We start from the raw sequence: 20,716 nt of genomic DNA on the forward strand, positions 1-20,716 counted from the left end.
AAAGTAAGTATATATATACTATCATATGAAGGAGGTTTTGCATGTTTACCATAACCGAGTATCTGACAGAAGAACACAGAGAGTGTGATGACCTGTATGCAAGAGTGGAGGAGCTTGTGAACTCTGGAAGTTGGGAAGAGGCGAGAAAGGCTTTTGAAGCTTTCAAAGACGAGACTCTCAGACACTTTCAAAAAGAAGAGGAGGTGCTATTTCCTGAGTTTGAGGGAAGGACAGGTATAGTCATGGGTCCTACGCAGGTTATGAGGATGGAACATGCTCAGGCGAGAGAGCTTATACAGAGGATGGAACAGGCTCTTGAAAAAAGGGACAGGAAGACTTTTCTCTCCACTGGAGAAACCTTTATGATACTTATACAACAGCACAATATGAAAGAAGAGCAGATACTCTATCCCATGTGTGACCAGCATCTTGATGCACCAGAGGTTGTGCAAAAGATGGAAACACTATGAGCTTTCCCAAAGGGTTATCCCTATCTCAGGCTCCACCCTTCATTGTTGTTTCAGGCTTTTTTATAACAGCTTGTCTTTTGTGGTTTTTGGGTTCCTTGCTTGAAGTCTATGCCCTTCTAACAAACAGATTAAGCATACCTTTCCTTACACATATAACCACCGTTGGCTTTGCCCTCTTTACTATGTTTGGTGCCCTTTTTCAGATGCTTCCTGTTGTAGCAGGTGCGGTAATACAAAAGCCCAAACAAAAGGCTTTTATCTCTTGGCTTCTTTTATTGCCGGGCTATCTATTGCTGTTATTTGGTTTTTATTTAAGTAGCTTTTCTGCACTTCTTGCTGGAGCATCACTCCTCTTTACTGGGATAGCTTACACAAGCCTTCTTATGCTTAATAGGCTTATGAGGATAAAAAGCTATACTCCTACCTCGCAAGGCATAAAGTTTGCACTTTTGTTTGTGCTTATAGGAGGGTTTTCTGGCTTTCTTACTGCACTTTCTTATGGTGGCTATATTGACAACACGGAAATCTTTCTGAAAGTGCACCGCCTATTTATGCTCTTTGGATGGATATTCCTTCTCATAACAAGCGTTTCTTTTCAGGTTGTAGAGATGTTCTTTGTCACAAAAGCCTATCCAAGGCTTTACGCTATGAATTTTCCATACCTTTTGACTCTTGCCCTCATCTTTTCTCTTTTTGAATTTAAACTATCAAACCTTCCACTTTCTATGCTTGTGTTTTTTCAAGCCCTTATTACACTCCATAGACTTTTCACAAGAAAAAGAAAAATTGCGGACAAAAGCCTCTACTTCTGGTATCTTTCCCACATCCATCTTTTAATAGCTGTTATTTTTCTGGTTTTTGATGGCTTTAATTATCGTTTCCTTTTTGTCTTCTTCCTTTTCTTTTCAACTCTAATAACAGGCATGATGCTTAGGATTATTCCCTTTCTTGTGTGGTTTCACCTTAGCAATGAAGGCTCATTAAAGGTCCCTCTTATGTCTGAAGTCATAGACCAGAAGCTTATAAATCTCTGCCTTTTGCTTAGTTTTGCAATATCTTTAAGCGTATATCTCTTGCCTATTATTGGACTTGCCCTTATACCTGCCTTCATGCATTCAGCTCTTAGCTTTCTTCTTTCTTACTCAGTAATTAAGGGTTCGTTTCTTTACTTTAGGCTAAGCCCTCTTTATAATCCTTCTAAATGAGAGTTTTTGTTTCAGGCGGTGGCACGGGTGGACACTTTTTCCCTGCGCTGGCACTTATAGAGTGTCTTCTTGAGGAGAAAATAGATACTGTTTTTGTGGGTTCGGAAAGAGGCATAGAAAAAAGGCTAAGCGACAAATTGCCCGTCCAAAGCCACTTTGTGCAGGCTTATCCTTTTATGGGTAGAGGTATAAAGGAGAAACTCACTTCTGTGTTTAAAAACTTCAGGGGAGCTTTGCAAGTAGCCAGGCTATTAGAAAGAGGGGACAAGGCGGTGGTCTTTGGAGGATATGCGAGCCTTCCTCTGGGTTTAGCTTGCCCTCTAAAAGGCACTTCCTTATACCTTCATGAGCAAAATTCTGTGCCAAGCAAGACCAACAGGCTACTATGGAGGTTTGCAAAAAGGGTCTTTATAACCTTTGAATACACAAAAAGATACTTTCCAAAGGAAAAGACTGTTAAGACTGGTCTGCCTGTTAGGAAATCCCTGTGGGAGGGACTTAGTCTAAGCAAGGAAGAAGCACTCAAAAGGTTGGGTTTGGAAGACAGAATTACGCTCCTTGTAGTGGGAGGCAGTCAGGGTGCAAGTTTCTTAAACCAGATAGCCCCCGAGGTCTTTCAAAAAACAGGCTGGCAGGGCATACACATAACTGGAGAAAGGGATTACGAAAAGTTAGAAGAATTTTATAAACAAAAAGGACTAAAAGTTTTGGTCTTGCCCTTTAGTCATGAAATGCATATCCTATACAGAGCAAGCACTGTAGCCCTTAGCAGAGCGGGTGCAAGCACCATAACAGAGCTTTCTCTTTTCGGCGTGCCTTCCGTTTTTATTCCCTTTCCTCATGCAATTGGAGACCATCAATATTACAACGCAAAAGAGATAGAAGACCTTGGAGGTGGACTCCTTCTAAGACAGGAAGAAGTAAGCGTAGAAAGGTTAGTCAAAGAGATAGAGCGTATACTCAAAGACTATGAGCTTTTCTCCAAAAACATAAAAGTTTTTGCCAATCCACTTGCCTGTGAGGAAATAAAGAAGTATATTCTTCATGAGGAGGGAAAATGAAGAGGTTGTTTCTTTGCTTACTATTCTTTTTTAGCATGTCTTTTGCCCTTACGCCAGAAGAGGAAAAACAGTTGCTAAAAGATGTTGCGGAGATAAAGGCATCCTTAAAGGTGTTTATGGAGCAGACAGAAAAAAGGTTTGAGCAAATAGACAAAAGGTTTGAGCAGGTAGATAAAAGGTTTGAGGAAGTTAATCACAAAATTGAGATGATTCTGGTCTTTATGGGTATTCTTGCTGGCACTTTTGCCACCATAACTGCGGTAACTATAAGCTTTGCCATATGGGACAAGTTTGAAGCCTTTGGAAAGCTGGCAAAAAGAGATGAGGAGCTTGCAAAATTCTTAAGAGAAAGAAATCTACTTTAAGGAGGGTATAAACATGGAAGTAAGAAAGGCAGTTTTGCCAGTAGCAGGCTGGGGGACAAGGTTTTTGCCAGCAACAAAAGCTATGCCAAAGGAGATGTTTCCTATAATTGACAAGCCTGTCATACAGTTTATCGTGGAAGAGTGCCTTGATGCTGGCATTGACAATATTATATTCGTCACAGGAAGGCATAAAAGACCCATTGAACACCACTTTGATATAAACACAGACCTTGAAAAGCACCTTGAACAATGCGGAAAAACGGAGCTTTTGAAAAACATAATGGAGATAAGCAGGTTAATAAATCCCATATACATAAGACAAAAGGAACAGCTCGGACTTGGTCATGCGGTGCTTGTGGCAGAGCCTGTGGTGGGTTATGAGCCTTTTATAGTGTGTCTGGGAGACGTGATACTCAGAGATGAGGATAATGTGCTAAGAAAAATGATGGACGTATACAAGAGGTTTGGTAAAAGCGTAATAGCGGTCTTTGAAGTGGAACAAAGGGAGGTTTCAAAATATGGCATCATAGACGGCAGGCATATTGAAAAGGACATATACATAATAGATGACCTCGTGGAAAAGCCAAAGCCAGAAGAAGCTCCCTCAAGGCTCGCCATAGTGGGAAGATATCTCTTCACTCCAAGGATATTTGAAAAACTTAAGATAACACCGCCCGGTAAGGGGGGTGAGATACAGCTTACCGACGCCATAAGACTACTTCTTGAAGAAGAAGCGGTCTATGCCATAAAGATTGACTCAAGGGTCTACGACACGGGAACACCTATGGGATACATACAGACCATCCTTGAATTTGCATTGCAGAGGGAAGACCTCAGGGAGGGATTACTAAGGTATATAAAAGAGCTCACCATTGAAACCACTGAGGTATAATTTATAGCTATTATGCTGAGGCTATTCTTAGGACTTGCGATACTGTTTACCTACATAGTGATGATATGGGGAGGGGCGGTAAGGTCAACGGATTCTGGGCTTGCTTGTCCTGATTGGCCCCTCTGCTATGGTAACTTTCAGCCACCAAAGGAAACTTCTGCAAAGTTAGAAATGGGACACAGAACGGTTAGCGGGCTTGCGGGTATTTTTGTATTCCTCACCTTTTTCCTTTTATGGTTCAAATACAAGACTGCTCCAAAATCCGCAAAGATAGCATCTCTTGTTGCCTTGCTCTTTACCGTATCCGCTGCGCTTACTGGGATGAAGATGATAAGGTTAGAAGCTCCAAACCTCAAATATGTGTCTCATATGCTCCTTGAGTCCTTCCACATATACGAGTCCATGATAATTCTTGGTGCTTTGGTTTTAACTTACAGATTTTTGCAAAGGGATGAAAAACCTTCTGGTGGTGTCCCCTTATGGGCTTATGCCTTTGCCCTTACCACTATGATAACCGGTGTCCTTGTGCGATACACGGGCTCTGGTGAAGCCTGTGGTCATGAGTGGCCTACCTGTGCAGGAAAGCTAATACCAGACCTTACTAACTGGCAGATCGCTCTCCAATTCGCCCACAGAAACATAGCCTATGTTACATGGCTTGCCTTTCTTTTGGCTATGGTATCTAACTTTAACAGGACAACGCTTACCGCCTTTGTTTTTATAAACCTTCAGTTCCTGTTCGCCATTTCTATGGTGGTATCTGGGTTCTTTCTCCCCTTTGTGTTTCTTGATACCGCTATGGGCTTTTTCTTTTTTGCTTGGCTTACATATAACCTTCAACTTAGTAAAACTCCAGAGCCAAGGGTAAAACCTGCATGGTAAATAGGGCTGTGGTATACAGTAGTCTCATAAGGGATTACATAATCCTCACAAAACCTGGCATAGTCTTGCTCGTTCTAATAACAACTCTCACTGGCATGTATTTTGCCAAGAGAGGCTTTCCAGACCCTTGGCTCGTCTTTTGGACCCTTCTTGGGACTGGACTTGCCTCTGCGGGCTCTGCGGTTCTCAATCAATTCTTTGATAGGGACTTGGATGCCCTTATGAGTAGGACAAAGGACAGACCACTGCCAAGCGGAAGCATACCACCTTCCAACGCCCTCGTCTTTGGCTTGTCTTTGCTTGTGCTTTCTGCGGTTGTAATGATTCTTAAAGTAAACCTGCTTTCAACCTTTTTTGTCTTCCTCGCTTCCTTCTTCTATGTGGTGGTCTATACCATCGCTCTAAAAAGAAAAAGTCCATTGGCAACAGAAATAGGTGGTGTTTCAGGTGCTCTTCCTCCTGTGATAGGGTATGCGTCGGTGAGAGGAGAGGTAGGCTTTGAAGCTCTTATACTTTTTCTCATAATGTTCATGTGGCAACCACCCCACTTTTGGGTTTTGGCAATAAAGTATGCGGAAGACTACAAAAGAGCGGGAATTCCAACCCTTCCTGTATCAAAGGGAATAGAGCATACCAAGATAAAAACCCTCATATACACTGCAGGACTACTTCCCCTAAGTCTTCTGCCTTCCCTTTATGGGTTGGCTGGGCATATCTATTTTATCTCCGCCCTTGTGCTTAGCGGTTTATACCTCGCCCTCACCCTTAGGTTTGTCCTTTCAAAAAAGCCCAACGGTATGTTTTTGTTTTTCTACTCGGTTCTCTATATAGCCCTTTTATTTTCTGTGATGGTCTTTGACATGAGGAGATAAACTATGCACAAAAAATGGCTTTTGCTTTCTATTGTTTCTTTGGGTCTTGGTGGTTTGCTTGCCCTCGTTGCCGCGATAGCAAGAACCCCCGCAGTTTATAAACTTGTCCCACCCGGCTATTTTTACCATTCTATAATAGGACATGTAGACCTTGCTATAGTGGGATTTTTCTTAACTTTTAGTCTTCTTCTTTGGCAGTTGACCTTCAGAGAGGAGCTTAAAACCCCCCTTTACTTCTCTTTAGGTGGTATTTTCCTTATAGCTCTCGTTTCTCTTCTTGGAGTTGGCAAGGGAGTGTCTAACAACTACCTTCCCACCATAGACCATCCACTTTTCTGGCTTGGTGCTTTGTTCTTTTTCGCCGGTTTTTGGCTCGGTGGCTTTGGACTTTTGGCAAGAGCTGAAAAGGGTATATTCTCAGAAAACCCAAGGAAACACTTAGCATCAATTTCTATCCTGCTTTCTATTTTTATGCTTCTTGCCTTCCTTACCTCTATACCAAAGGCAGGCTCAAGAGAAGAGCTCTACCTTTTTTACGAAAGGCTCTACTGGGCTCCAGGGCACATCCATCAGTTTATAAACGGTGTTATGCTCCTATACGCTTGGTATTACTTGTTTGAGATAAAGGGTATAAAACTTGAACTTGGAAGACTTAGATATGTGAGCTTTTTGTTTCTTTCCTTTTGCTTTATGTATGTGTTTATTCCCATAGTTTTTGCAGACCCTGTTTCTGAAAGTGCAAGAAGACTTACAGACCTGGGATATGCGGTAGGGCTTGGTCTTCCCATATTCTTCCATATATACTTCTTGCTTAAAAACTATAAGATGGGCAAAGACCTATATTCCACAGCCTTTTTTATCTCTCTTGTCCTCTACCTGCTTGGTGTATTTATCGCCTATGCTGGAGTTCTGCCTTCCCTTGTGTCTTATTTTATTAACCCCTCAAGCGAATACATAGGAATGAAGTCAAACCTTAGCATTCCTGCCCATTATCATGGAGTAATAACCAGCCAAACCCTTGCCTTTATGACAATCGCTTACCACCTCTTTAAGGAGCTGGGATATACCCAAAGGCTTAGCAAATTATCCCTGCCCCAAGTTTATCTATACGGCACTGGCATGGTGCTTTTTGTGTTGGGACTCTTTTTTGCAGGTTTAAGGAATGCACCAAGAAAAACCTATGGCACAGGCTTTACCGATGACCCATTAGTGCTTATGTCTTTGGGTCTAATGGGTATTGGCACACTTCTTGCAGTTGCAGGTGGTGTTATATTTGTTCTCTACTCTCTTAAAGTGTTATTTGGTAGAAGTTCTCCACAATAGGGTGTTTTGAATCTGTCTTTTCCGTGTCCCTTACAACCCTTATAGTTCTCATACCAGCGGACCTTGCACAGTCAAGCTCCTCCTCCAAGTCAGACAAAAACAAACACTCCTCCGGCTTTAGACCTATAAGCTCAGCAATTTTCAAATAAGACTCCTTCTCCTTTTTACTTCCCACAGAAGTGTCAAAAAAACCATCAAAAAGATAGGTAAGGTCTCCATAGTCCGTGTTTCCAAAAAAGAGCTTTTGAGCCTTTACAGAACCAGAAGAGTAAACATAGAGCCTATAGCCTTGCTCCTTCCACTCTTTGAGTTTTTTGTAAGCATCTTCGTATATGTGTCCTTTTAATTCTCCTGAAGTAAACCCCTCTTCCCATATATGCCCTTGAAGTTCTTTGAGAAGTGGTTCCTTTAGGTCCCTGTCTATCCATTCCTCAAAGGTCTTTACTGCGGTGTCAAGGTCTACACTTCTTTGGAGCTTTTCCTCAAGCCCTCTTATTAGCTCCTTGACCTTATCCTCTTGCCAGTGAGCCTCAAGAAAACTTCTAAGCCTTATCTCTGAGTAGGGAAACATAACCTCTTTTACATAGGATATGGACGAAGTTGTCCCCTCTATGTCTGTTATGATCGCCCTTATCATCTTAGCTTTAGGATATGGTCATGACTTGGTATTTTTTTGGATATGTCAGAGCCAGTAAAGTTCGCCACCCAACCATCAGGTATGGAGAAAAACCTAATAGCCTTAAAGAAAGGCTCTGTTCCCATATCAAACCAGTGCTTTGTGTTTGCAGGCACGCTTATGAAATCACCCTTCTCACACAAGACCGCATAGACTTTATCCTCAGGGTGCAGATAAAAGGTTCCACAGCCATCAACAAAAAACCTCACTTCAAAGTCTGAGTGCGTATGCTCTGAAAGGAACATATTCCTTAGCTCTTCCTTTTTTGGATGCTCTGGTGTTAGGCTTACCACATCAATAGACTTGAAGTCAAACTCCTTCACTATCCTGTCCACATCCTCCTTGTAGGCTTCAAGCACCTCTTCTTGACCTGCAGACCAGGGAAGCTCTGCCTTTGCCTCCCACCTTTCAAAGCGTATGCCAATGGACGCAAGCCTCTGAGATATCTTTTCGTAATCCCTTTCAACCTCCAAAAGCCTTCCTTCTTCGTCATAAACCACCAGCAAGCTCATTTCGGACCTCTTAAGTTTATTATAGCTTAAACTCAAAAGTGTCTTTTGTCCTCATCTAAATTGTTAGTTAAAACGAACTTCCTCCGCAATATTCATCTGCACCATTTTTCTATTTATGTGGATTTTATTTTTAAGAAATACTCTGGCAATAACTGTATCATAAGGACTTTCTTTGCTATTACTCACAAACTTCAAAAACACCTCTTTGCCCTTTACATAACGGTTCAAATATTCTAAAGCAGACTTCTTGTCCTTAATCCTCACACCAGCCAATTTCACTTTAATGCCAGTAGAAAGTAAGAGGGTATCTTCTGAAAGCACTTTTATAACTTTGTATAATCTATCTCCGTTAAACTTAAACTTCTTTTCATCAATCAATGGCTTAGCATCTTTTATCTTTGGCTCATAATTGACCTCTTCTACCTTATAGTCCTGAACTTCCCTTTTTATGACCTCAAGCCCAAACAAACCTAATTTCTCTCTCACCAATTTAACGTAGTCTTCCTTTATCTCATAGCCTATGGCTTTTCTACCAAGCTCTAAGGCTACTTTGAGAGTTGTCCCACTGCCTGCAAAAGGGTCAAGCACCGTGTCTCCTACAAAGGAAAACATCTTTATTAGCCTTCTTGGAAGCTCTTCTGGGAAAACCGCCTCGTGGTCAACTTGTCTTGCACCTGCGAATTTCCAATGACCAGAGAAGTATTCCTTCCACTCTTCTTTTGTCAATTTTGAAGCCTCTTTAACGCTTTTTTCAACCTTGCGTTTACCTTCTTTTTTGAAAATTAGTATAAACTCGTAGTCTATTTCTACGATACCATTCGGCGGATATGGAAAACTACCCATTACGTTTGCCCCACCTGTGGTATTCATAGTTGTCTTTTTCTGCCATATTATAGCACCCATATAGTCAAAGCCTATTTCTTCACACATGCATATTATCTCCGCATGGATGGGGATAACCTTATATGTTCCATAGACTATGCTACGGGCAAACTGGTCTCCTATGTTTATGCAAAGTTTAGTTCCTCCTTTTAGAACCCTGTAGCATTCTTTAAAGACCGCATATAGGCTTTTTAAATACTCGTGCAGGTTCTGTCCATATCCTATTTGACCTTCAACTCCATAGTCTTTGATGTGCCAATAGGGTGGTGAGGTAATGACAAGGTCTATACTCTCGTCGCTCAACTCTTTCATACTTCTTGCGTCCGCAATATAAAGCCTTGCCTTCATGCCAAACGCATTAGCCTAAGCTCACACTCAAAGAGAAACTCAAAAGCCTCAAGCCTTATATAAGCCTCCCTTATGCCTTTGCCCCATGTGTATAAGCCATGAGACCTAAGGAGAAAGCCGTAAACCTTTTCTTCCTTTAGTCTCTTTTCAATTTTCTTAGATAACTCCTCCATGTCTTGGCAGTTTTCAAAGACAGGGACACTTATAATCGTTTCGTGGGTTTTTATGCCATCAAAGGCTTTCAGAAGCTCATACCCTTCAAGCCTTATGTCTTCTTGTGCCATTCTTGATATTAACGTGGAGTTTATAGAATGCACATGCAAGACGGACTTTGCCTGTGGAAAAACCCTATAGACTAAAAGATGAAGCTCCGTTTCCGCAGAAGGCTTTTTTGAGCCTTCTAATATCTCTCCCTTTAGGTTGACCACCACAAAGTCTTCTCTTGTAAGATGTCCCTTGTGGCTTCCTGAAGCGGTAATAAGCACCCTCTCATCCTCAAGCCTCACAGAAAGATTTCCACCACTTGCAGGTAGCCAACCCCTTAAATGCAAAAGCCTTCCTATCTCTATAAGTTCAGAGACTTCTGCGTGCATAAGGTTTATAATTTTAGCACTTTAATTGAAAAGCCTTACTATCCTATAGTATGTGTCCCTCTGGGCAGGGATAAAGCCTGCGGACTTTATGGCTTGAACCATGTCCTCCACCTTCGGTATGCTTACCTTGTAGGAAGTAGAGGAGATGACATTTTCCTCTATCATCACACTGCCAAGGTCGTTGGCACCAAAGTGTAAGCCTATCGTTCCTATCTGCATGGTCTGAGTTACGTGAGAGCTTTGTATATTCTTGAAGTTGTCAAGGTATATTCTTGATATGGCAAGCACCTTGAGATAGTAGGTAGAAGAGGCTTCCTCCACCTTGTCCAGCAGGGTATTACCCTTCTTGAAAGTCCAGGGTATAAAGGCGGTAAAGCCACCTGTTTCATCCTGTATTTTTCTTACCCTCTCTAAGTGTTCCACTATATGCTCTGGTTTTTCCACATGCCCAAACATCATAGTGGCGGTAGAGGTCATACCAAGCTCATGGGCAGTTCTGTGCACAAGCTCCCACTCCTCTACACTGCACTTGCCTGGGCTTAGAAAATTTCTTACTTCCTGAGATAGAATCTCCGCACCACCACCGGGCAGAGAGTCAAGACCTGCGTCTTTTAGCCTTCTTAAGACTTCCCTTATGCTTAGCCTTTCTATCTTAGCCAAATAGACTATCTCAGGAGCGGAAAAGGAATGAACCTGAACTTGTGGAAACCTCTCCTTTATGGAGCTTATGAGGTCTTCGTAGTATTCTATTGGCAGGTCTGGGTTTAGACCACCTTGCATAAGTAGAGTAGTCCCGCCCCAATCCACCAGCTCTTGCACCTTTTTGAGGATTTCCTCCTTTGAAAGCACATAACCCTCTGGCGACCCTACCTTTCTCTGAAAGGCACAAAACTTGCACCCAGCAACGCACACATTGGTGTAGTTGACATTTCTGTCTATTACAAAGGTGGCTATGTTCTCAGGATGATGTCTTTTCCTTATCTCGTTGGCAAGAAAGCCAAGAGTGGATAGGTCTTCCTCAAAGAGCCTAAGGGCTTCCTCTGGGCTTATCCTTTCTCCTTCAAGAACTTTATCGTAAATCTCTGTTTGCGTCTTCATGCCATAGAATTTATCTCAAGCACCAAACTTGGCAAGCCTTAAAGAGTGTGCCAACATGAGATTTATGAGCTTTTCTGCGGGAAAAATGCCAAGCTCACCCTTTAAACACTCCCTCTCTGTAAACCTCTCTGAAGTTCCACCCAGCGCGTAGGGAGAATGCAAAAGCACTGGCACAGGATGCCAAGAGTGTCCCCTTAGCACGGAGGGAGTAGAGTGGTCTCCTGTTATAACAAACACGTCTGGTTTTAACTCCAAAAGCTCTGGCAGATGTTTGTCAAACTCCTCTATCACCCTTATCTTGCCTTCATAGTTGCCATCCTCACCGTAAGAGTCCGTTTTCTTTATATGCAGGAAGAAAAAGTCATAGTCCTGCCAGACATCTTTGAGAGCCATTATCTGGTCTTGTATGGACTGACCTTCAAAGTCTATGAGCTCCATACCCACAAGGCTTGCAAGACCCCTATACATGGGATAGACCGCAATAGCACAGGCTTTTAGACCAAACCTCTCTTCAAAACTTTCCATCTTTGGCTTTTGAGAAAAACCCCTCAAAAGCATATAGTTAGCCTTTGGCTCATCTGCGAGCACTTCCTCTATTTTTTCCAAAAGTCTTCTCAAGACGTGAGCCACCTTTTCTGACGCTTCGTTCAAGCCTTTCGGCTCTATAGGCTCAAGTCCTTCCTTTTGTGGGTCTGTGTCCCTTATACGGTCGCTACCCTCTGGAAGAGCCTCTGGAAACCTTAAGAGCAAGGCAACTCTGTGCTCCATGCCCGGTGCAAAAAACACCCTTACACCATCCACTTCCCTTATCGCTTCTGAGAGCTTCTTAGTTATTCTTCTGTTCTCCTCCGTAGGAATCCTTCCTGCCCTCCTATCCTTTACTATTAACCTACCATCTACCCTCTCCACCGTGGCGTAATTGCCCCTTATGGCTATGTCTGTATCCCTTACCTCAAGTCCAAGACCAAGAGCCTCCAATATACCCCTACCTATCTGATACTCCAAGGGATTGTAGCCAAAAATACCCAGATGACCAGGACCACTACCGGGTGTTATGCCATAGTCCACAGGAATATGCATGCCAAGGGCAGACCTTTTGGCTAAGCGGTCAAGGTTTGGAGTGTTGGCAAGCTCAAGCTCCGTCTTTGTATCCTTCACAGGTAGCCCACCAAGACCATCAAGGACCACCATGAGTATCTTTGTATTGTTTTTTACAAGCAAGTCCTTCAACATAAGTTAAGATTTTACCAGCTTATGGTCCTATCTGTCTTAGGAAAGGAGGTATTTCTTCACTTTTGAGCCATCCGCATTCCTCAAGCCCTCTTTCTACAGCTTCCTGTGATTTTTTTGTCCTCTCCATAAGCAGTTTCACAAAGTCCTGCCTCCTGCCCTTATACTCCTCTATCTCTTCGTAGCTAACTTCAGGAAAACGGGAAACTATCCTATCCTTTACTATGTTCCACGCTGCAAGGTTAGAGTATAGGTTAAACTCCTTGTCTCTGACAGTTTCCTTTACCGCAAGGGATTTTAGAAACTCAAACCTTTCTGGCTTTATGGTTAGGATGGCTTCCGCCATAAGCGGGTCAACGGTGTAGAATACACCAAATAGCTTACCCAGTATTCTCCTTTGAGTTCTTATAATCTGGTCAAGGATGCTCTGGACTTCTGGCTCTACCTTGTCGTATATCAGCTCAAAGTAGTTTAACTCTTCCAGTTCAAGACCGCCCAGATATCTTATAAAGTTGGCAAGCTCATGGTAGCTAACATTTGCTTCCTCTTTCCCTTCTTCCTCCAACTCCTTTTCAATCTCTCCATAGTCTAAGACCACATCCGTGTGGACTGGTGGTATTATGTGGTAGGTTTCAGACTCCCAGCCAGCCTTTCTTAGTATCTGCTCCGCACCATCCTCAGGGAGGTTATACTTTTGCATTAAAAGTCTTTTTAACCCAGCTCTGTCCTTCTTGTATTTATCAAGCTCCCCATCGGGTATGTCCACCTCTACATAAACGAGCTTTTCTTTCCCATCTTGGAAAATCACCACGTTCTTTCTTCCCTTTATATGTCTTTTTATAAACTTCCAGTCTTCGTCGGTCATTATGGGCTCGGGATGCCACTGCTTTGACATTTCTTCCTCAAGCTCAAGGTATGGGACTGTTTCATACCATGTTGCCTTGCTTAGCTTTGATTCTATTACTTCCTCACTTTCGCCGGTCTTTTTCCTTGCGTATTCTACGAATTCCCTTCTCTTGAACTTAAACCTTTCTATCTCATCAAGGGTAAGCTCTGGGAAGAGAACTTTTAGCTTGTATTTTATAAAGTCCCAGTTTCCGAATAGGTTTTGAGGTTCAATAGCTTCATATCCGTATGGGTTTGTCCGGAGAAAATCAAAGTAATAACCTATAAATTTTCTTACCCTTGGGTCTGTTAGGGCAAGGGTCTTTATAAAATCTGGGTCGTAGAACTCAATTATGCTCAAGAGCCTGGCTATATTGACCTTTTTTATGTTGTGCAGATGGCAAAGCTCTACCGCATACCTCTTTGGCATATTGTCCACACCGCAGTATTCGTTTAGAACCTCCATCTCAGAACGCAAAAGACTTCTAAAGAAGACTAATTTTTCCCTGTTTGAAAGGCTTTCTTTGTTAAGTATTAGCTCTATCATTTTTCCCACCTCCTTAGTTTTGAATATAGTCCCCATATACTTTCAGTCAATAAAGCCTTTTTATCCCTTTATAAGGAAATTTTTGTTGGTGTTCATGGTCATAGTCTGTTTTAAAATATACATAGGAGGGATGGTATGGGTAAAACTGTCAGCCTTGATATTGAGACCTTCTGTTTATTAGAGGAACTTACAGAGGAAGACCTTTCATACCTTAAAGGAAGAAAAGATTACGAGTCTGAAGAAGATTTTCATAGAGACCTTGCAACTAATCCATATGTTTCTTTTTTAGTTTCCTTTTCTCTTTTCTTCTTGGAAGAGAGCAAAGGCTACGTTTTTTACATGGGGGAGGAAGATAGAAAAGAAGAATCTCATACTACAGTAGGCGAGAGGAACGTGGAAGTCCTATATACATCTATATCCCTAAAAGATGGGTTTCTTTCTGCGGAGAGAAGGCTTCTTGGTGTCCTTTGGGAATATCTAAGGCATGCGGATACGCTCATCACTTTTCACGGAAAGTATTTTGACATGGAGTTTATAAAGATAAGAACCATAATACAAGGTATGAAGCCTACCGCTTTTTACAAACACCTCTATTCTAAGGGTATAAGCCACATAGACCTCAAAGACCTATTCAAGGTGGGCAGGAATAACTATTCTCTTAACTTTATTGCGAGAAGGCTCAATCTTCCCATAGATAAGGGCGACATGGATGGTTCAAAGATAAGGGATGCCTTTCTAAGAAAAGAATACAGGAGGGTTGCGGATTACAACCTAAGGGACGCTCTTCTTACAGGCATGCTTTATGAGAGAGTTAGAGACTATCTTTATCATGAGCCTGCTGTTGAGCTCGTAAAGTCCGCCGGTTTTTCTAACGGCAGAGAACTTATAGAGTATGCCCTTGATAACAATCTTCTTAGTGGAAGGGAAACCTCTATGCTTATAGATATATGCAAGGAAAAGGCAGACTCTGGACCTACAGAAAGACAGGTAGCTTATCTACGTGATCTGGTCAAAAACTCTGATTTAGACCTTAGGGATGTGTGTGGACTTTTGGGTTATGAGACCATAGACAAGATAATAAAGCTATCGGAGGAGGAAGAGATAACTTGATCTTGCTCCTGCGGAGGTTGGGGATATATTTATGAGAAGGAGGTTAGTATGTCTTTGAAACCCTTAAAACTTAGAAATAAAACTGTTCCAATTCCCATAATTCAAGGTGGGATGGGTGTGGGTATATCCTGGGAAAAGCTGGCAGGTGCTGTAGCGAGGGAGGGTGCGGTCGGTGTAGTATCTGCGGTAGGCACTGGCTACAGATATCCAGAGCTTGTCAAAAGAGACAGGTTTGGAAGACCCATAGGCTCCATATACACTCATAGCAAAGAAGCCCTCACAAGGATAATACAGGAGGCAAAAAAGATTTCGGAGGGTAATGGTGCCATAGGTGTAAACATACTCTGTGCCATAACTGACTACGGAAGAGTGGCACAGGATGCGGTTGAGGCTGGTGCGGATGCCATAATATCAGGTGCTGGTCTTCCCCTTAGGCTTCCTGAATATGTAGGTGATGCGGATGTGGCATTAATTCCCATAGTTTCCTCTGCCAGAGCCCTTAACCTTATATGCAGGACTTGGGAGAAAAAATACAAAAGGCTTCCTGATGCGGTTGTTCTTGAGGGTCCAAAGTCTGGAGGGCATCAAGGCTTTAAATACGAAGAATGCTTTATGCCAGAATATCAACTTGAGAACCTTTTCCCTTCTGTCCTTGAAGAGGCCCAAAGGTGGGGAGGCATTCCGGTTATAGTGGCTGGTGGTGTATGGAGCTATAAGGACATAGTCTACTACATGCAGAAGGGTGCAAGCGGTGTGCAAATGGCAACACGCTTTATAGCTACTCATGAATGTGATGCACCACTAATATACAAGGAGACAGTTCTTAATGCGGAGGAAGAGGACATAATTCTCTTTAAATCTCCTGTGGGATATCCACTAAGGGTTGTAAGGACACCCTTTATAGAAAGACTTCTTGCCGGATACAATGGGTGGAACGGCTGTGTTTCTCATTGCATAACACCCTGCAACAAAGGGGAAGAGGCTAAGAAGGTAGGCTTTTGCATAGCGGACAGACTTGGCTCTGCGTGGCTTGGAAACTACGAGGAGGGTATATTCATAAGCGGTGCAAACGGTCATCTTCTCAAAAAGCAAGGAATAATAAGCGTAAAGGAGCTTATTGAAATACTCACCGGCAAAAGACCAGACCCAACCCTTGAGAAAGAAGTTGTTTTAAAATAAAACTTAAGGAGGGGTAATATGTTTAGGGCACTTTGGACATCGGCTTCAGGTATGACCGCTCAGCAGACAAACTTGGATGTGATATCCAACAATATGGCAAATGTGAACACGGTGGGCTTTAAGAAAATGAGAGCAACCTTTCAGGACCTGGTTTACCAAACCATAAGGGATCCGGGAGCACCTACATCGCCCGCTACGAGAAATCCATCTGGTTTTCAGGTGGGCTTGGGAACATACATATCGGACACTTACGGCATCTTCACTCAGGGGAACATCTTCCAAACAGGCAATCAGTTGGACATAGCCATTCAGGGAGAGGGCTTTTTTAAGGTGGTTTTGCCAGATGGCACAATAGCCTACACAAGGAACGGACAGTTCAGGCTTGATGCGGACGGAAGGATAGTTAATCCAGATGGCTATCCAATTGACCCAGAGATAACCATACCCCCAGACGCTATAAGCGTGGGTGTGGGTCCTGATGGAACTGTGACGGTTTTGAGGCAGGGTGCTACCGCTGTGGAAGAAGTAGGTAGGTTTGAACTTGCCAAGTTTGTAAACCCTGCAGGTCTTAGAAGAATAGGAAACAATCTATTTATACAAACTGATGCATCAGGTGAGCCAGTAGTGGACAACCCAGGTAATCAGGGCATAGGTACGCTTCTTCAGGGGTATCTTGAAGCCTCCAACGTGAACATAGTGGAGGAGATGGTAAACCTCATAATAGCTCAAAGGGCTTTTGAGTTCAACACAAAGGGTATTACCGCTGCGGATGAGATGCTTGGACAGACCGCTAATTTAAGAAGGTAAGCTATAATTTAATCCATGGCTGAGGAGGTAAAAGAAGCAAAAGAGGAAAAAAAGGGCGGGTCTAAGAAGATACTTTTTATTTTACCGCTCCTGTTGGTTCTACTTGCAGGCGCTGGTGGAGCCTACTTTTTCCTTTTTGCGAAAAAGGAGAAAAAGGAAGATAACGCACCTCTCCCTTCTCAAGTAGGTGTTATGATGGACTTGGGAGTTTTTACCGTAAACCTTGCAGACAGGGAAGTGGATGCCTACGCAAGAGTTTCCATAACCCTTGAGCTTTCTAATGAGAAGGTAAGGCAAGAGGTAGATAAGAGGCTACCCATAATAAAGGATGCTATAATTGATGTAATAAGCAGTAAAACCTCCTCCTTTGTGAGAACTCCCGAAGGTAGAGAAAGCCTAAGGCTTGAGCTTATAAAAAGGATAAATACCATACTCTTTGAGGGTGGAGTTAGGAACATATACTTTACAGAATTTGTGGTGCAGACCACATGACTGACTTCTTCCTTAGCTTTCTGCGTGCCCTTATTGCGCTAGGCATAGTGATAGTCCTTATACTTATCACTCTTCCATACCTGCTTCCTCTTCTTCAAAGGCTCCGCTGGACAAGGGAGGAAAAAGGGTCAGAGATTAAACTTAGAAGGGTCATACCCCTGGGTAGAAACATGCTCCTTGTGGAGCTTGAGATAAGAGGAAAGCTCTTTGTCCTTGCTATAACAGAAGGTGCGGTGGAGGTGGTCTATAGGGATGAAGATAATCCTGCTTAGTCTTCTACTTTCTTTACCCGCCCTATCTCAACAGATAATCCCCAACATAGACATAAGGGTGGGGACAGGTCAGTTAGACACATCCATAAGACTTCTGATATTGCTTACCATCCTTTCCCTTGCACCCTCTATCCTCATAATGACCACATCCTTTATAAGGATAGTTATAGTTCTTTCTCTTCTTAGACAGGCTTTGGGGGTTCCTACTGTTCCACCCAATCAGGTTATAGTTTCCCTTGCACTCTTCCTTACCTTCTTTATTATGAAACCCGTCTTTGATAGGATAAACTCTGAGGCACTCCAACCCCTTCTTAAGAACCAAATCACAGACAGTGTTTTTTTTGATAGAACCTCTTCCATCATGAAGGAATTCATGGCAAAAAACACCAAAAAAGAAAGCCTAAAGGTCTTCCTTGATATATCGGGTCTATCAAAGGAAGAGAAGGAGAATATAAAAAGCCCTCAAGATGTCCCTCTGAGCGTTCTTATACCTGCTTTCATGGTAAGCGAAATAACCACAGCCTTTCAGATAGTCTTTTTGCTTTATCTTCCCTTTTTGATAATAGACCTTGTGGTTGCTTCTATCCTCATATCCATGGGTATTCTTATGATACCGCCTCAAATAATATCTCTACCCTTTAAGATAATGCTCTTTGTGCTTGCCAACGGCTGGGAGCTTGTGGTATTATCCCTTGTAAGGAGCTACCAATGAGCCCAGATATGGTTATATCCTTTGGACAAAAGGCTCTTGAGATGGCTCTTATGCTCTCCGCACCAGTGCTTCTTGCCACCTTTTTAGTGGGTCTGATAATAAGCATCCTACAGTCCGCCACGCAGATACAGGAAATGACCCTAAGCTACATACCGAAGATAATAGCTGCATACATAACCGTATTGGTGTTAGGTGCGTGGATGCTAAATAAACTTCTTGACTACACAAAAGAGCTAATCATAAATATGCCCACTTGGCTAAGATGACCCTTGATATAAACGCTCTCCTTACCCTATTTCTTGTATATCTTAGGGTGGTTAGTTTCCTCCTTTTAGTGCCCCTGTTTGGCAAGGAGTTTATGCCAAACACCTTTAAGGTTTTCTTGGCAACTGCCATAGGCTTTGCCCTATTTCTCTATTCAGATATAAAGCCTGTTGAGTTCCCTACAACCGCACACTTTTTCCTTGCATGTTTAAAGGAAGTCCTCTTTGGATTTACTGCAGGGTTGATGCTTAGGCTTATTTTTGATGCCATGCAGATGGCTGGAGAGCTCATAAGCCTTAATATGGGTCTTGGTCTTGCTACCATATTTAACCCACAACAACCTCAGACCACAGTCTTCGCCTTTTTCTTGTCCCTTTTGGCAACTATGTTTTTCCTTGCCTTAGGTGGTGCGGAGATTGTTTTGCTATCTATGAGCAGGAGTTTTCAGAGTGTTCCACCGGGAGGCTTTGACTTATATGGAATAAACCCTGAGGTCTTTCTGGGCTTTTTCTACGAGAGCTTCCTTTTGGCTTTTAAGGTTGCACTTCCAATCATAATGGTTATGCTCTTTTTTAACCTTGTGCTTGCTCTAATAAACAGGTTCATACCTCAGATAAATGTCTTCATAGTTGGGTTGCCCATTCAGGTTTTTATAGGTTTTGTGGTTCTAACTTTGTCTTTTCCTGTGATATTTCTTGCTTATTCTTCCCACGTAAGAGAGTATATAATTAAGTTTGTAGCCCTTATAGGTGGACAGTAATGGCTCAAGAAAACAGGACAGAAAAGGCAACGCCCTATAGGCGGAAAAAATTAAGGGAAGAGGGAAATGTAGCAAAAAGTCCAGAAATCGCATTTTCCTTAACGGTCTTTCTATCCACCGTTGTTTTGTTTTTTATAGGTGCTTATCTCTTTTATGAGGTCGTAGGTTTTATGCATTTTATTGTGGATAACCCTTCTATGAGTTTATCTTCTGCGGTTAAGTATGCAAGCCAACGCTTTCCAAGAATACTTTTGCCACTATTTCTTATAACACTGCTTACCGTAGTGCTTGCCCATATGGGTCAGTTTGGCTTTATATTCACTCTAAAGCCACTCCAGTTTAAGTGGGAAAGGCTAAACCCTTTTGAAGGTCTAAAAAGGATTTTTTCCCTTAACACCGCCTTTGACCTTTTTAAAAATATACTAAAAGTGTCCCTTTTTATGGCAATTTCCTACTTCATACTTAAGGGAGATTTGTATAACCTTCTCAGTGCCTCTTCTCACGACACTTCAAGCTTCCTGCTTTACGCTATAAGGCTTACCTTTAAGCTAATCTTAGTGCTTAGCGTTTTTGCAATACTTATAGCCTTGCTTGATTACGCTTACAAAAGGTGGGACTACGAAAGAAGAATAAGGATGAGCAAGGAAGAGATAAAGGAAGAATACAAACAACAAGAAGGAAACCCCCAGATAAAATCTGCCATAAAAAGGCGTATGAGACAGCTTGCCAGAGGTAGGATGATGAAAGAAGTTCCAAAGGCAAGCGTGGTTATCACAAACCCCACACACATAGCCATAGCCTTAAGATACAACCCTGAAGAAGGAGACAAAGCACCAAAGGTTTTAGCAAAGGGAAAGGGAGTTATAGCGGAAAGGATAGTTAGCATAGCCAGCGAGAGTGGTGTGCCAGTTATAAGGAAAGAGGAGCTCGCAAGAGCCATGTATCCTGTGGTGGAGGTGGGAGAAGAAATACCTCCAAAGTTCTACAGGGCTGTTGCAGAAATTATAGCCTTCATAATGTTTAGGAAAAGGAGGCTTACCGCATGAGTGAGGTGGGCAAAGTGATTCTGCTCATGGGTGTTGTCCTTGTTATTCTGGGGCTACTGCTTACCTTCTTTGAAAAACTTCCCCTTGGGCTTGGAAGACTTCCAGGAGACATTGTGATAAAAAGGGATAACTTTACTTTCTACTTTCCCCTCGGCACTTCCATAATACTGAGCGTAGTCCTCTCTTTGCTTCTTACCCTTCTTTTTAGCCTGTTGAGGAAGTAAAATTTTCTT

General features: G+C 42.5%; 25 protein-coding genes. 18 read left to right on the plus strand and 7 right to left on the minus strand.

Annotated features, from left to right (window positions below):
- Positions 1–41: 41 nt before the first annotated feature.
- Genes G3M65_RS06230 through G3M65_RS06265 form a run of 8 tightly spaced genes read left to right on the plus strand, consistent with a single transcriptional unit; the run spans position 42 to position 7,070 of the window.
- Positions 42–470: a hemerythrin domain-containing protein gene (locus G3M65_RS06230; protein WP_173833720.1), complete on the plus strand. Its 429-nt coding sequence runs from the start codon at positions 42–44 to the stop codon at positions 468–470.
- The gene (locus G3M65_RS06235) at positions 467–1,675 is read left to right on the plus strand and encodes a hypothetical protein (protein WP_173833721.1); all 1,209 of its coding nucleotides are present in this window, start codon (positions 467–469) and stop codon (positions 1,673–1,675) included. The genes G3M65_RS06230 and G3M65_RS06235 overlap by 4 nt, the downstream gene beginning before the upstream one ends.
- A complete protein-coding gene (gene murG, locus G3M65_RS06240) occupies positions 1,672–2,736 on the plus strand; it encodes an undecaprenyldiphospho-muramoylpentapeptide beta-N-acetylglucosaminyltransferase (RefSeq protein ID WP_173833722.1) in 1,065 nt (354 codons plus the stop codon). The genes G3M65_RS06235 and murG overlap by 4 nt, the downstream gene beginning before the upstream one ends.
- A complete protein-coding gene (locus tag G3M65_RS06245; protein ID WP_173833723.1) occupies positions 2,733–3,101 on the plus strand; it encodes a hypothetical protein in 369 nt (122 codons plus the stop codon). The genes murG and G3M65_RS06245 overlap by 4 nt, the downstream gene beginning before the upstream one ends.
- A 13-nt stretch (positions 3,102–3,114) precedes the next feature.
- Entirely contained in the window at positions 3,115–3,993 is an 879-nt protein-coding gene (gene galU, locus G3M65_RS06250; RefSeq protein WP_173833724.1) for a UTP--glucose-1-phosphate uridylyltransferase GalU, read from the plus strand.
- A 12-nt stretch (positions 3,994–4,005) separates the two neighbouring features.
- Positions 4,006–4,875, plus strand: coding sequence for a COX15/CtaA family protein (locus G3M65_RS06255; protein ID WP_173833725.1), 870 nt, complete (start codon positions 4,006–4,008; stop codon positions 4,873–4,875).
- Positions 4,869–5,747: a heme o synthase gene (gene cyoE, locus G3M65_RS06260; protein ID WP_173833726.1), complete on the plus strand. Its 879-nt coding sequence runs from the start codon at positions 4,869–4,871 to the stop codon at positions 5,745–5,747. Before G3M65_RS06255 ends, cyoE begins: the two co-directional genes overlap by 7 nt.
- Positions 5,748–5,750: 3 nt before the next feature.
- Complete coding sequence (locus tag G3M65_RS06265) at positions 5,751–7,070, plus strand: heme-copper oxidase family protein (RefSeq protein WP_173833727.1); 1,320 nt, start codon at positions 5,751–5,753, stop codon at positions 7,068–7,070.
- On the opposite strand, the gene mtnC is transcribed toward G3M65_RS06265, so the two are convergent.
- The 7 genes from mtnC to G3M65_RS06300 form a co-directional block, all read right to left on the minus strand.
- Positions 7,036–7,707: an acireductone synthase gene (mtnC, locus tag G3M65_RS06270; RefSeq protein WP_173833728.1), complete on the minus strand. Its 672-nt coding sequence runs from the start codon at positions 7,705–7,707 to the stop codon at positions 7,036–7,038. The genes G3M65_RS06265 and mtnC overlap by 35 nt on opposite strands.
- Positions 7,704–8,258, minus strand: coding sequence for a 1,2-dihydroxy-3-keto-5-methylthiopentene dioxygenase (locus G3M65_RS06275; protein ID WP_173833729.1), 555 nt, complete (start codon positions 8,256–8,258; stop codon positions 7,704–7,706). The genes mtnC and G3M65_RS06275 overlap by 4 nt, the downstream gene beginning before the upstream one ends.
- Positions 8,259–8,321: 63 nt before the next feature.
- A complete protein-coding gene (locus tag G3M65_RS10585; RefSeq protein WP_305793573.1) occupies positions 8,322–9,488 on the minus strand; it encodes a DNA-methyltransferase in 1,167 nt (388 codons plus the stop codon).
- Positions 9,485–10,081: a methylthioribulose 1-phosphate dehydratase gene (locus G3M65_RS06285; protein WP_173833730.1), complete on the minus strand. Its 597-nt coding sequence runs from the start codon at positions 10,079–10,081 to the stop codon at positions 9,485–9,487. The genes G3M65_RS10585 and G3M65_RS06285 overlap by 4 nt, the downstream gene beginning before the upstream one ends.
- Before the next feature lie 21 nt (positions 10,082–10,102).
- Positions 10,103–11,179, minus strand: coding sequence for a cyclic dehypoxanthinyl futalosine synthase (gene mqnC / locus G3M65_RS06290; protein WP_173833731.1), 1,077 nt, complete (start codon positions 11,177–11,179; stop codon positions 10,103–10,105).
- 15 nt (positions 11,180–11,194) lie between these two features.
- Positions 11,195–12,412 (minus strand): 2,3-bisphosphoglycerate-independent phosphoglycerate mutase, encoded by a 1,218-nt coding sequence (locus G3M65_RS06295; RefSeq protein WP_173833732.1) that lies wholly within the window; start codon positions 12,410–12,412, stop codon positions 11,195–11,197.
- Positions 12,413–12,431: 19 nt separating this feature from the next.
- A complete protein-coding gene (locus tag G3M65_RS06300) occupies positions 12,432–13,841 on the minus strand; it encodes a hypothetical protein (RefSeq protein WP_173833733.1) in 1,410 nt (469 codons plus the stop codon).
- Between the two features lie 135 nt (positions 13,842–13,976).
- Here G3M65_RS06300 and G3M65_RS06305 point away from each other — a divergent pair, with 135 nt between their 5' ends.
- The 10 genes from G3M65_RS06305 to G3M65_RS06350 are packed head-to-tail and all read left to right on the plus strand — an operon-like array spanning position 13,977 to position 20,707.
- A complete protein-coding gene (locus G3M65_RS06305) occupies positions 13,977–14,951 on the plus strand; it encodes a ribonuclease H-like domain-containing protein (protein WP_173833734.1) in 975 nt (324 codons plus the stop codon).
- 48 nt (positions 14,952–14,999) lie between these two features.
- Entirely contained in the window at positions 15,000–16,130 is a 1,131-nt protein-coding gene (locus tag G3M65_RS06310) for an NAD(P)H-dependent flavin oxidoreductase (protein ID WP_173833735.1), read from the plus strand.
- Between the two features lie 18 nt (positions 16,131–16,148).
- Positions 16,149–16,937, plus strand: coding sequence for a flagellar basal-body rod protein FlgG (gene flgG, locus G3M65_RS06315; RefSeq protein WP_173833736.1), 789 nt, complete (start codon positions 16,149–16,151; stop codon positions 16,935–16,937).
- Between the two features lie 15 nt (positions 16,938–16,952).
- The gene (locus G3M65_RS06320) at positions 16,953–17,429 is read left to right on the plus strand and encodes a flagellar basal body-associated FliL family protein (RefSeq protein WP_173833737.1); all 477 of its coding nucleotides are present in this window, start codon (positions 16,953–16,955) and stop codon (positions 17,427–17,429) included.
- Positions 17,426–17,701, plus strand: a complete 276-nt coding sequence (locus G3M65_RS06325) for a hypothetical protein (RefSeq protein WP_173833738.1) — start codon at positions 17,426–17,428, stop codon at positions 17,699–17,701. Before G3M65_RS06320 ends, G3M65_RS06325 begins: the two co-directional genes overlap by 4 nt.
- Positions 17,682–18,413, plus strand: coding sequence for a flagellar type III secretion system pore protein FliP (gene fliP / locus G3M65_RS06330; protein ID WP_173833739.1), 732 nt, complete (start codon positions 17,682–17,684; stop codon positions 18,411–18,413). The genes G3M65_RS06325 and fliP overlap by 20 nt, the downstream gene beginning before the upstream one ends.
- Positions 18,410–18,679, plus strand: a complete 270-nt coding sequence (fliQ, locus tag G3M65_RS06335) for a flagellar biosynthesis protein FliQ (RefSeq protein WP_173833740.1) — start codon at positions 18,410–18,412, stop codon at positions 18,677–18,679. The genes fliP and fliQ overlap by 4 nt, the downstream gene beginning before the upstream one ends.
- Positions 18,676–19,437, plus strand: coding sequence for a flagellar biosynthetic protein FliR (gene fliR, locus G3M65_RS06340; RefSeq protein ID WP_254426328.1), 762 nt, complete (start codon positions 18,676–18,678; stop codon positions 19,435–19,437). The genes fliQ and fliR overlap by 4 nt, the downstream gene beginning before the upstream one ends.
- Positions 19,437–20,483: a flagellar biosynthesis protein FlhB gene (gene flhB / locus G3M65_RS06345; RefSeq protein WP_173833742.1), complete on the plus strand. Its 1,047-nt coding sequence runs from the start codon at positions 19,437–19,439 to the stop codon at positions 20,481–20,483. The genes fliR and flhB overlap by 1 nt, the downstream gene beginning before the upstream one ends.
- The gene (locus tag G3M65_RS06350; RefSeq protein ID WP_173833743.1) at positions 20,480–20,707 is read left to right on the plus strand and encodes a DUF2905 domain-containing protein; all 228 of its coding nucleotides are present in this window, start codon (positions 20,480–20,482) and stop codon (positions 20,705–20,707) included. Before flhB ends, G3M65_RS06350 begins: the two co-directional genes overlap by 4 nt.
- Positions 20,708–20,716 lie beyond the last annotated feature (9 nt).

It is taken from the genome of Hydrogenobacter sp. T-8, assembly GCF_011006175.1.
In the GTDB taxonomy this organism is placed as follows: Bacteria; Aquificota; Aquificia; order Aquificales; family Aquificaceae; genus Pampinifervens; species Pampinifervens florentissimum.

What these genes read in the sequence shown, in the direction of transcription:
- G3M65_RS06230 (WP_173833720.1), top strand. Translation starts at nt 42, where the DNA reads ATGTTTACCATAACCGAGTATCTGACAGAAGAACACAGAGAGTGTGAT.
- G3M65_RS06235 (WP_173833721.1), top strand. Translation starts at nt 467, where the DNA reads ATGAGCTTTCCCAAAGGGTTATCCCTATCTCAGGCTCCACCCTTCATT.
- murG (WP_173833722.1), top strand. Translation starts at nt 1,672, where the DNA reads ATGAGAGTTTTTGTTTCAGGCGGTGGCACGGGTGGACACTTTTTCCCT.
- G3M65_RS06245 (WP_173833723.1), top strand. Translation starts at nt 2,733, where the DNA reads ATGAAGAGGTTGTTTCTTTGCTTACTATTCTTTTTTAGCATGTCTTTT.
- galU (WP_173833724.1), top strand. Translation starts at nt 3,115, where the DNA reads ATGGAAGTAAGAAAGGCAGTTTTGCCAGTAGCAGGCTGGGGGACAAGG.
- G3M65_RS06255 (WP_173833725.1), top strand. Translation starts at nt 4,006, where the DNA reads ATGCTGAGGCTATTCTTAGGACTTGCGATACTGTTTACCTACATAGTG.
- cyoE (WP_173833726.1), top strand. Translation starts at nt 4,869, where the DNA reads ATGGTAAATAGGGCTGTGGTATACAGTAGTCTCATAAGGGATTACATA.
- G3M65_RS06265 (WP_173833727.1), top strand. Translation starts at nt 5,751, where the DNA reads ATGCACAAAAAATGGCTTTTGCTTTCTATTGTTTCTTTGGGTCTTGGT.
- mtnC (WP_173833728.1), bottom strand. Translation starts at nt 7,707, where the DNA reads ATGATAAGGGCGATCATAACAGACATAGAGGGGACAACTTCGTCCATA.
- G3M65_RS06275 (WP_173833729.1), bottom strand. Translation starts at nt 8,258, where the DNA reads ATGAGCTTGCTGGTGGTTTATGACGAAGAAGGAAGGCTTTTGGAGGTT.
- G3M65_RS10585 (WP_305793573.1), bottom strand. Translation starts at nt 9,488, where the DNA reads ATGAAGGCAAGGCTTTATATTGCGGACGCAAGAAGTATGAAAGAGTTG.
- G3M65_RS06285 (WP_173833730.1), bottom strand. Translation starts at nt 10,081, where the DNA reads ATGCACGCAGAAGTCTCTGAACTTATAGAGATAGGAAGGCTTTTGCAT.
- mqnC (WP_173833731.1), bottom strand. Translation starts at nt 11,179, where the DNA reads ATGAAGACGCAAACAGAGATTTACGATAAAGTTCTTGAAGGAGAAAGG.
- G3M65_RS06295 (WP_173833732.1), bottom strand. Translation starts at nt 12,412, where the DNA reads ATGTTGAAGGACTTGCTTGTAAAAAACAATACAAAGATACTCATGGTG.
- G3M65_RS06300 (WP_173833733.1), bottom strand. Translation starts at nt 13,841, where the DNA reads ATGATAGAGCTAATACTTAACAAAGAAAGCCTTTCAAACAGGGAAAAA.
- G3M65_RS06305 (WP_173833734.1), top strand. Translation starts at nt 13,977, where the DNA reads ATGGGTAAAACTGTCAGCCTTGATATTGAGACCTTCTGTTTATTAGAG.
- G3M65_RS06310 (WP_173833735.1), top strand. Translation starts at nt 15,000, where the DNA reads ATGTCTTTGAAACCCTTAAAACTTAGAAATAAAACTGTTCCAATTCCC.
- flgG (WP_173833736.1), top strand. Translation starts at nt 16,149, where the DNA reads ATGTTTAGGGCACTTTGGACATCGGCTTCAGGTATGACCGCTCAGCAG.
- G3M65_RS06320 (WP_173833737.1), top strand. Translation starts at nt 16,953, where the DNA reads ATGGCTGAGGAGGTAAAAGAAGCAAAAGAGGAAAAAAAGGGCGGGTCT.
- G3M65_RS06325 (WP_173833738.1), top strand. Translation starts at nt 17,426, where the DNA reads ATGACTGACTTCTTCCTTAGCTTTCTGCGTGCCCTTATTGCGCTAGGC.
- fliP (WP_173833739.1), top strand. Translation starts at nt 17,682, where the DNA reads ATGAAGATAATCCTGCTTAGTCTTCTACTTTCTTTACCCGCCCTATCT.
- fliQ (WP_173833740.1), top strand. Translation starts at nt 18,410, where the DNA reads ATGAGCCCAGATATGGTTATATCCTTTGGACAAAAGGCTCTTGAGATG.
- fliR (WP_254426328.1), top strand. Translation starts at nt 18,676, where the DNA reads ATGACCCTTGATATAAACGCTCTCCTTACCCTATTTCTTGTATATCTT.
- flhB (WP_173833742.1), top strand. Translation starts at nt 19,437, where the DNA reads ATGGCTCAAGAAAACAGGACAGAAAAGGCAACGCCCTATAGGCGGAAA.
- G3M65_RS06350 (WP_173833743.1), top strand. Translation starts at nt 20,480, where the DNA reads ATGAGTGAGGTGGGCAAAGTGATTCTGCTCATGGGTGTTGTCCTTGTT.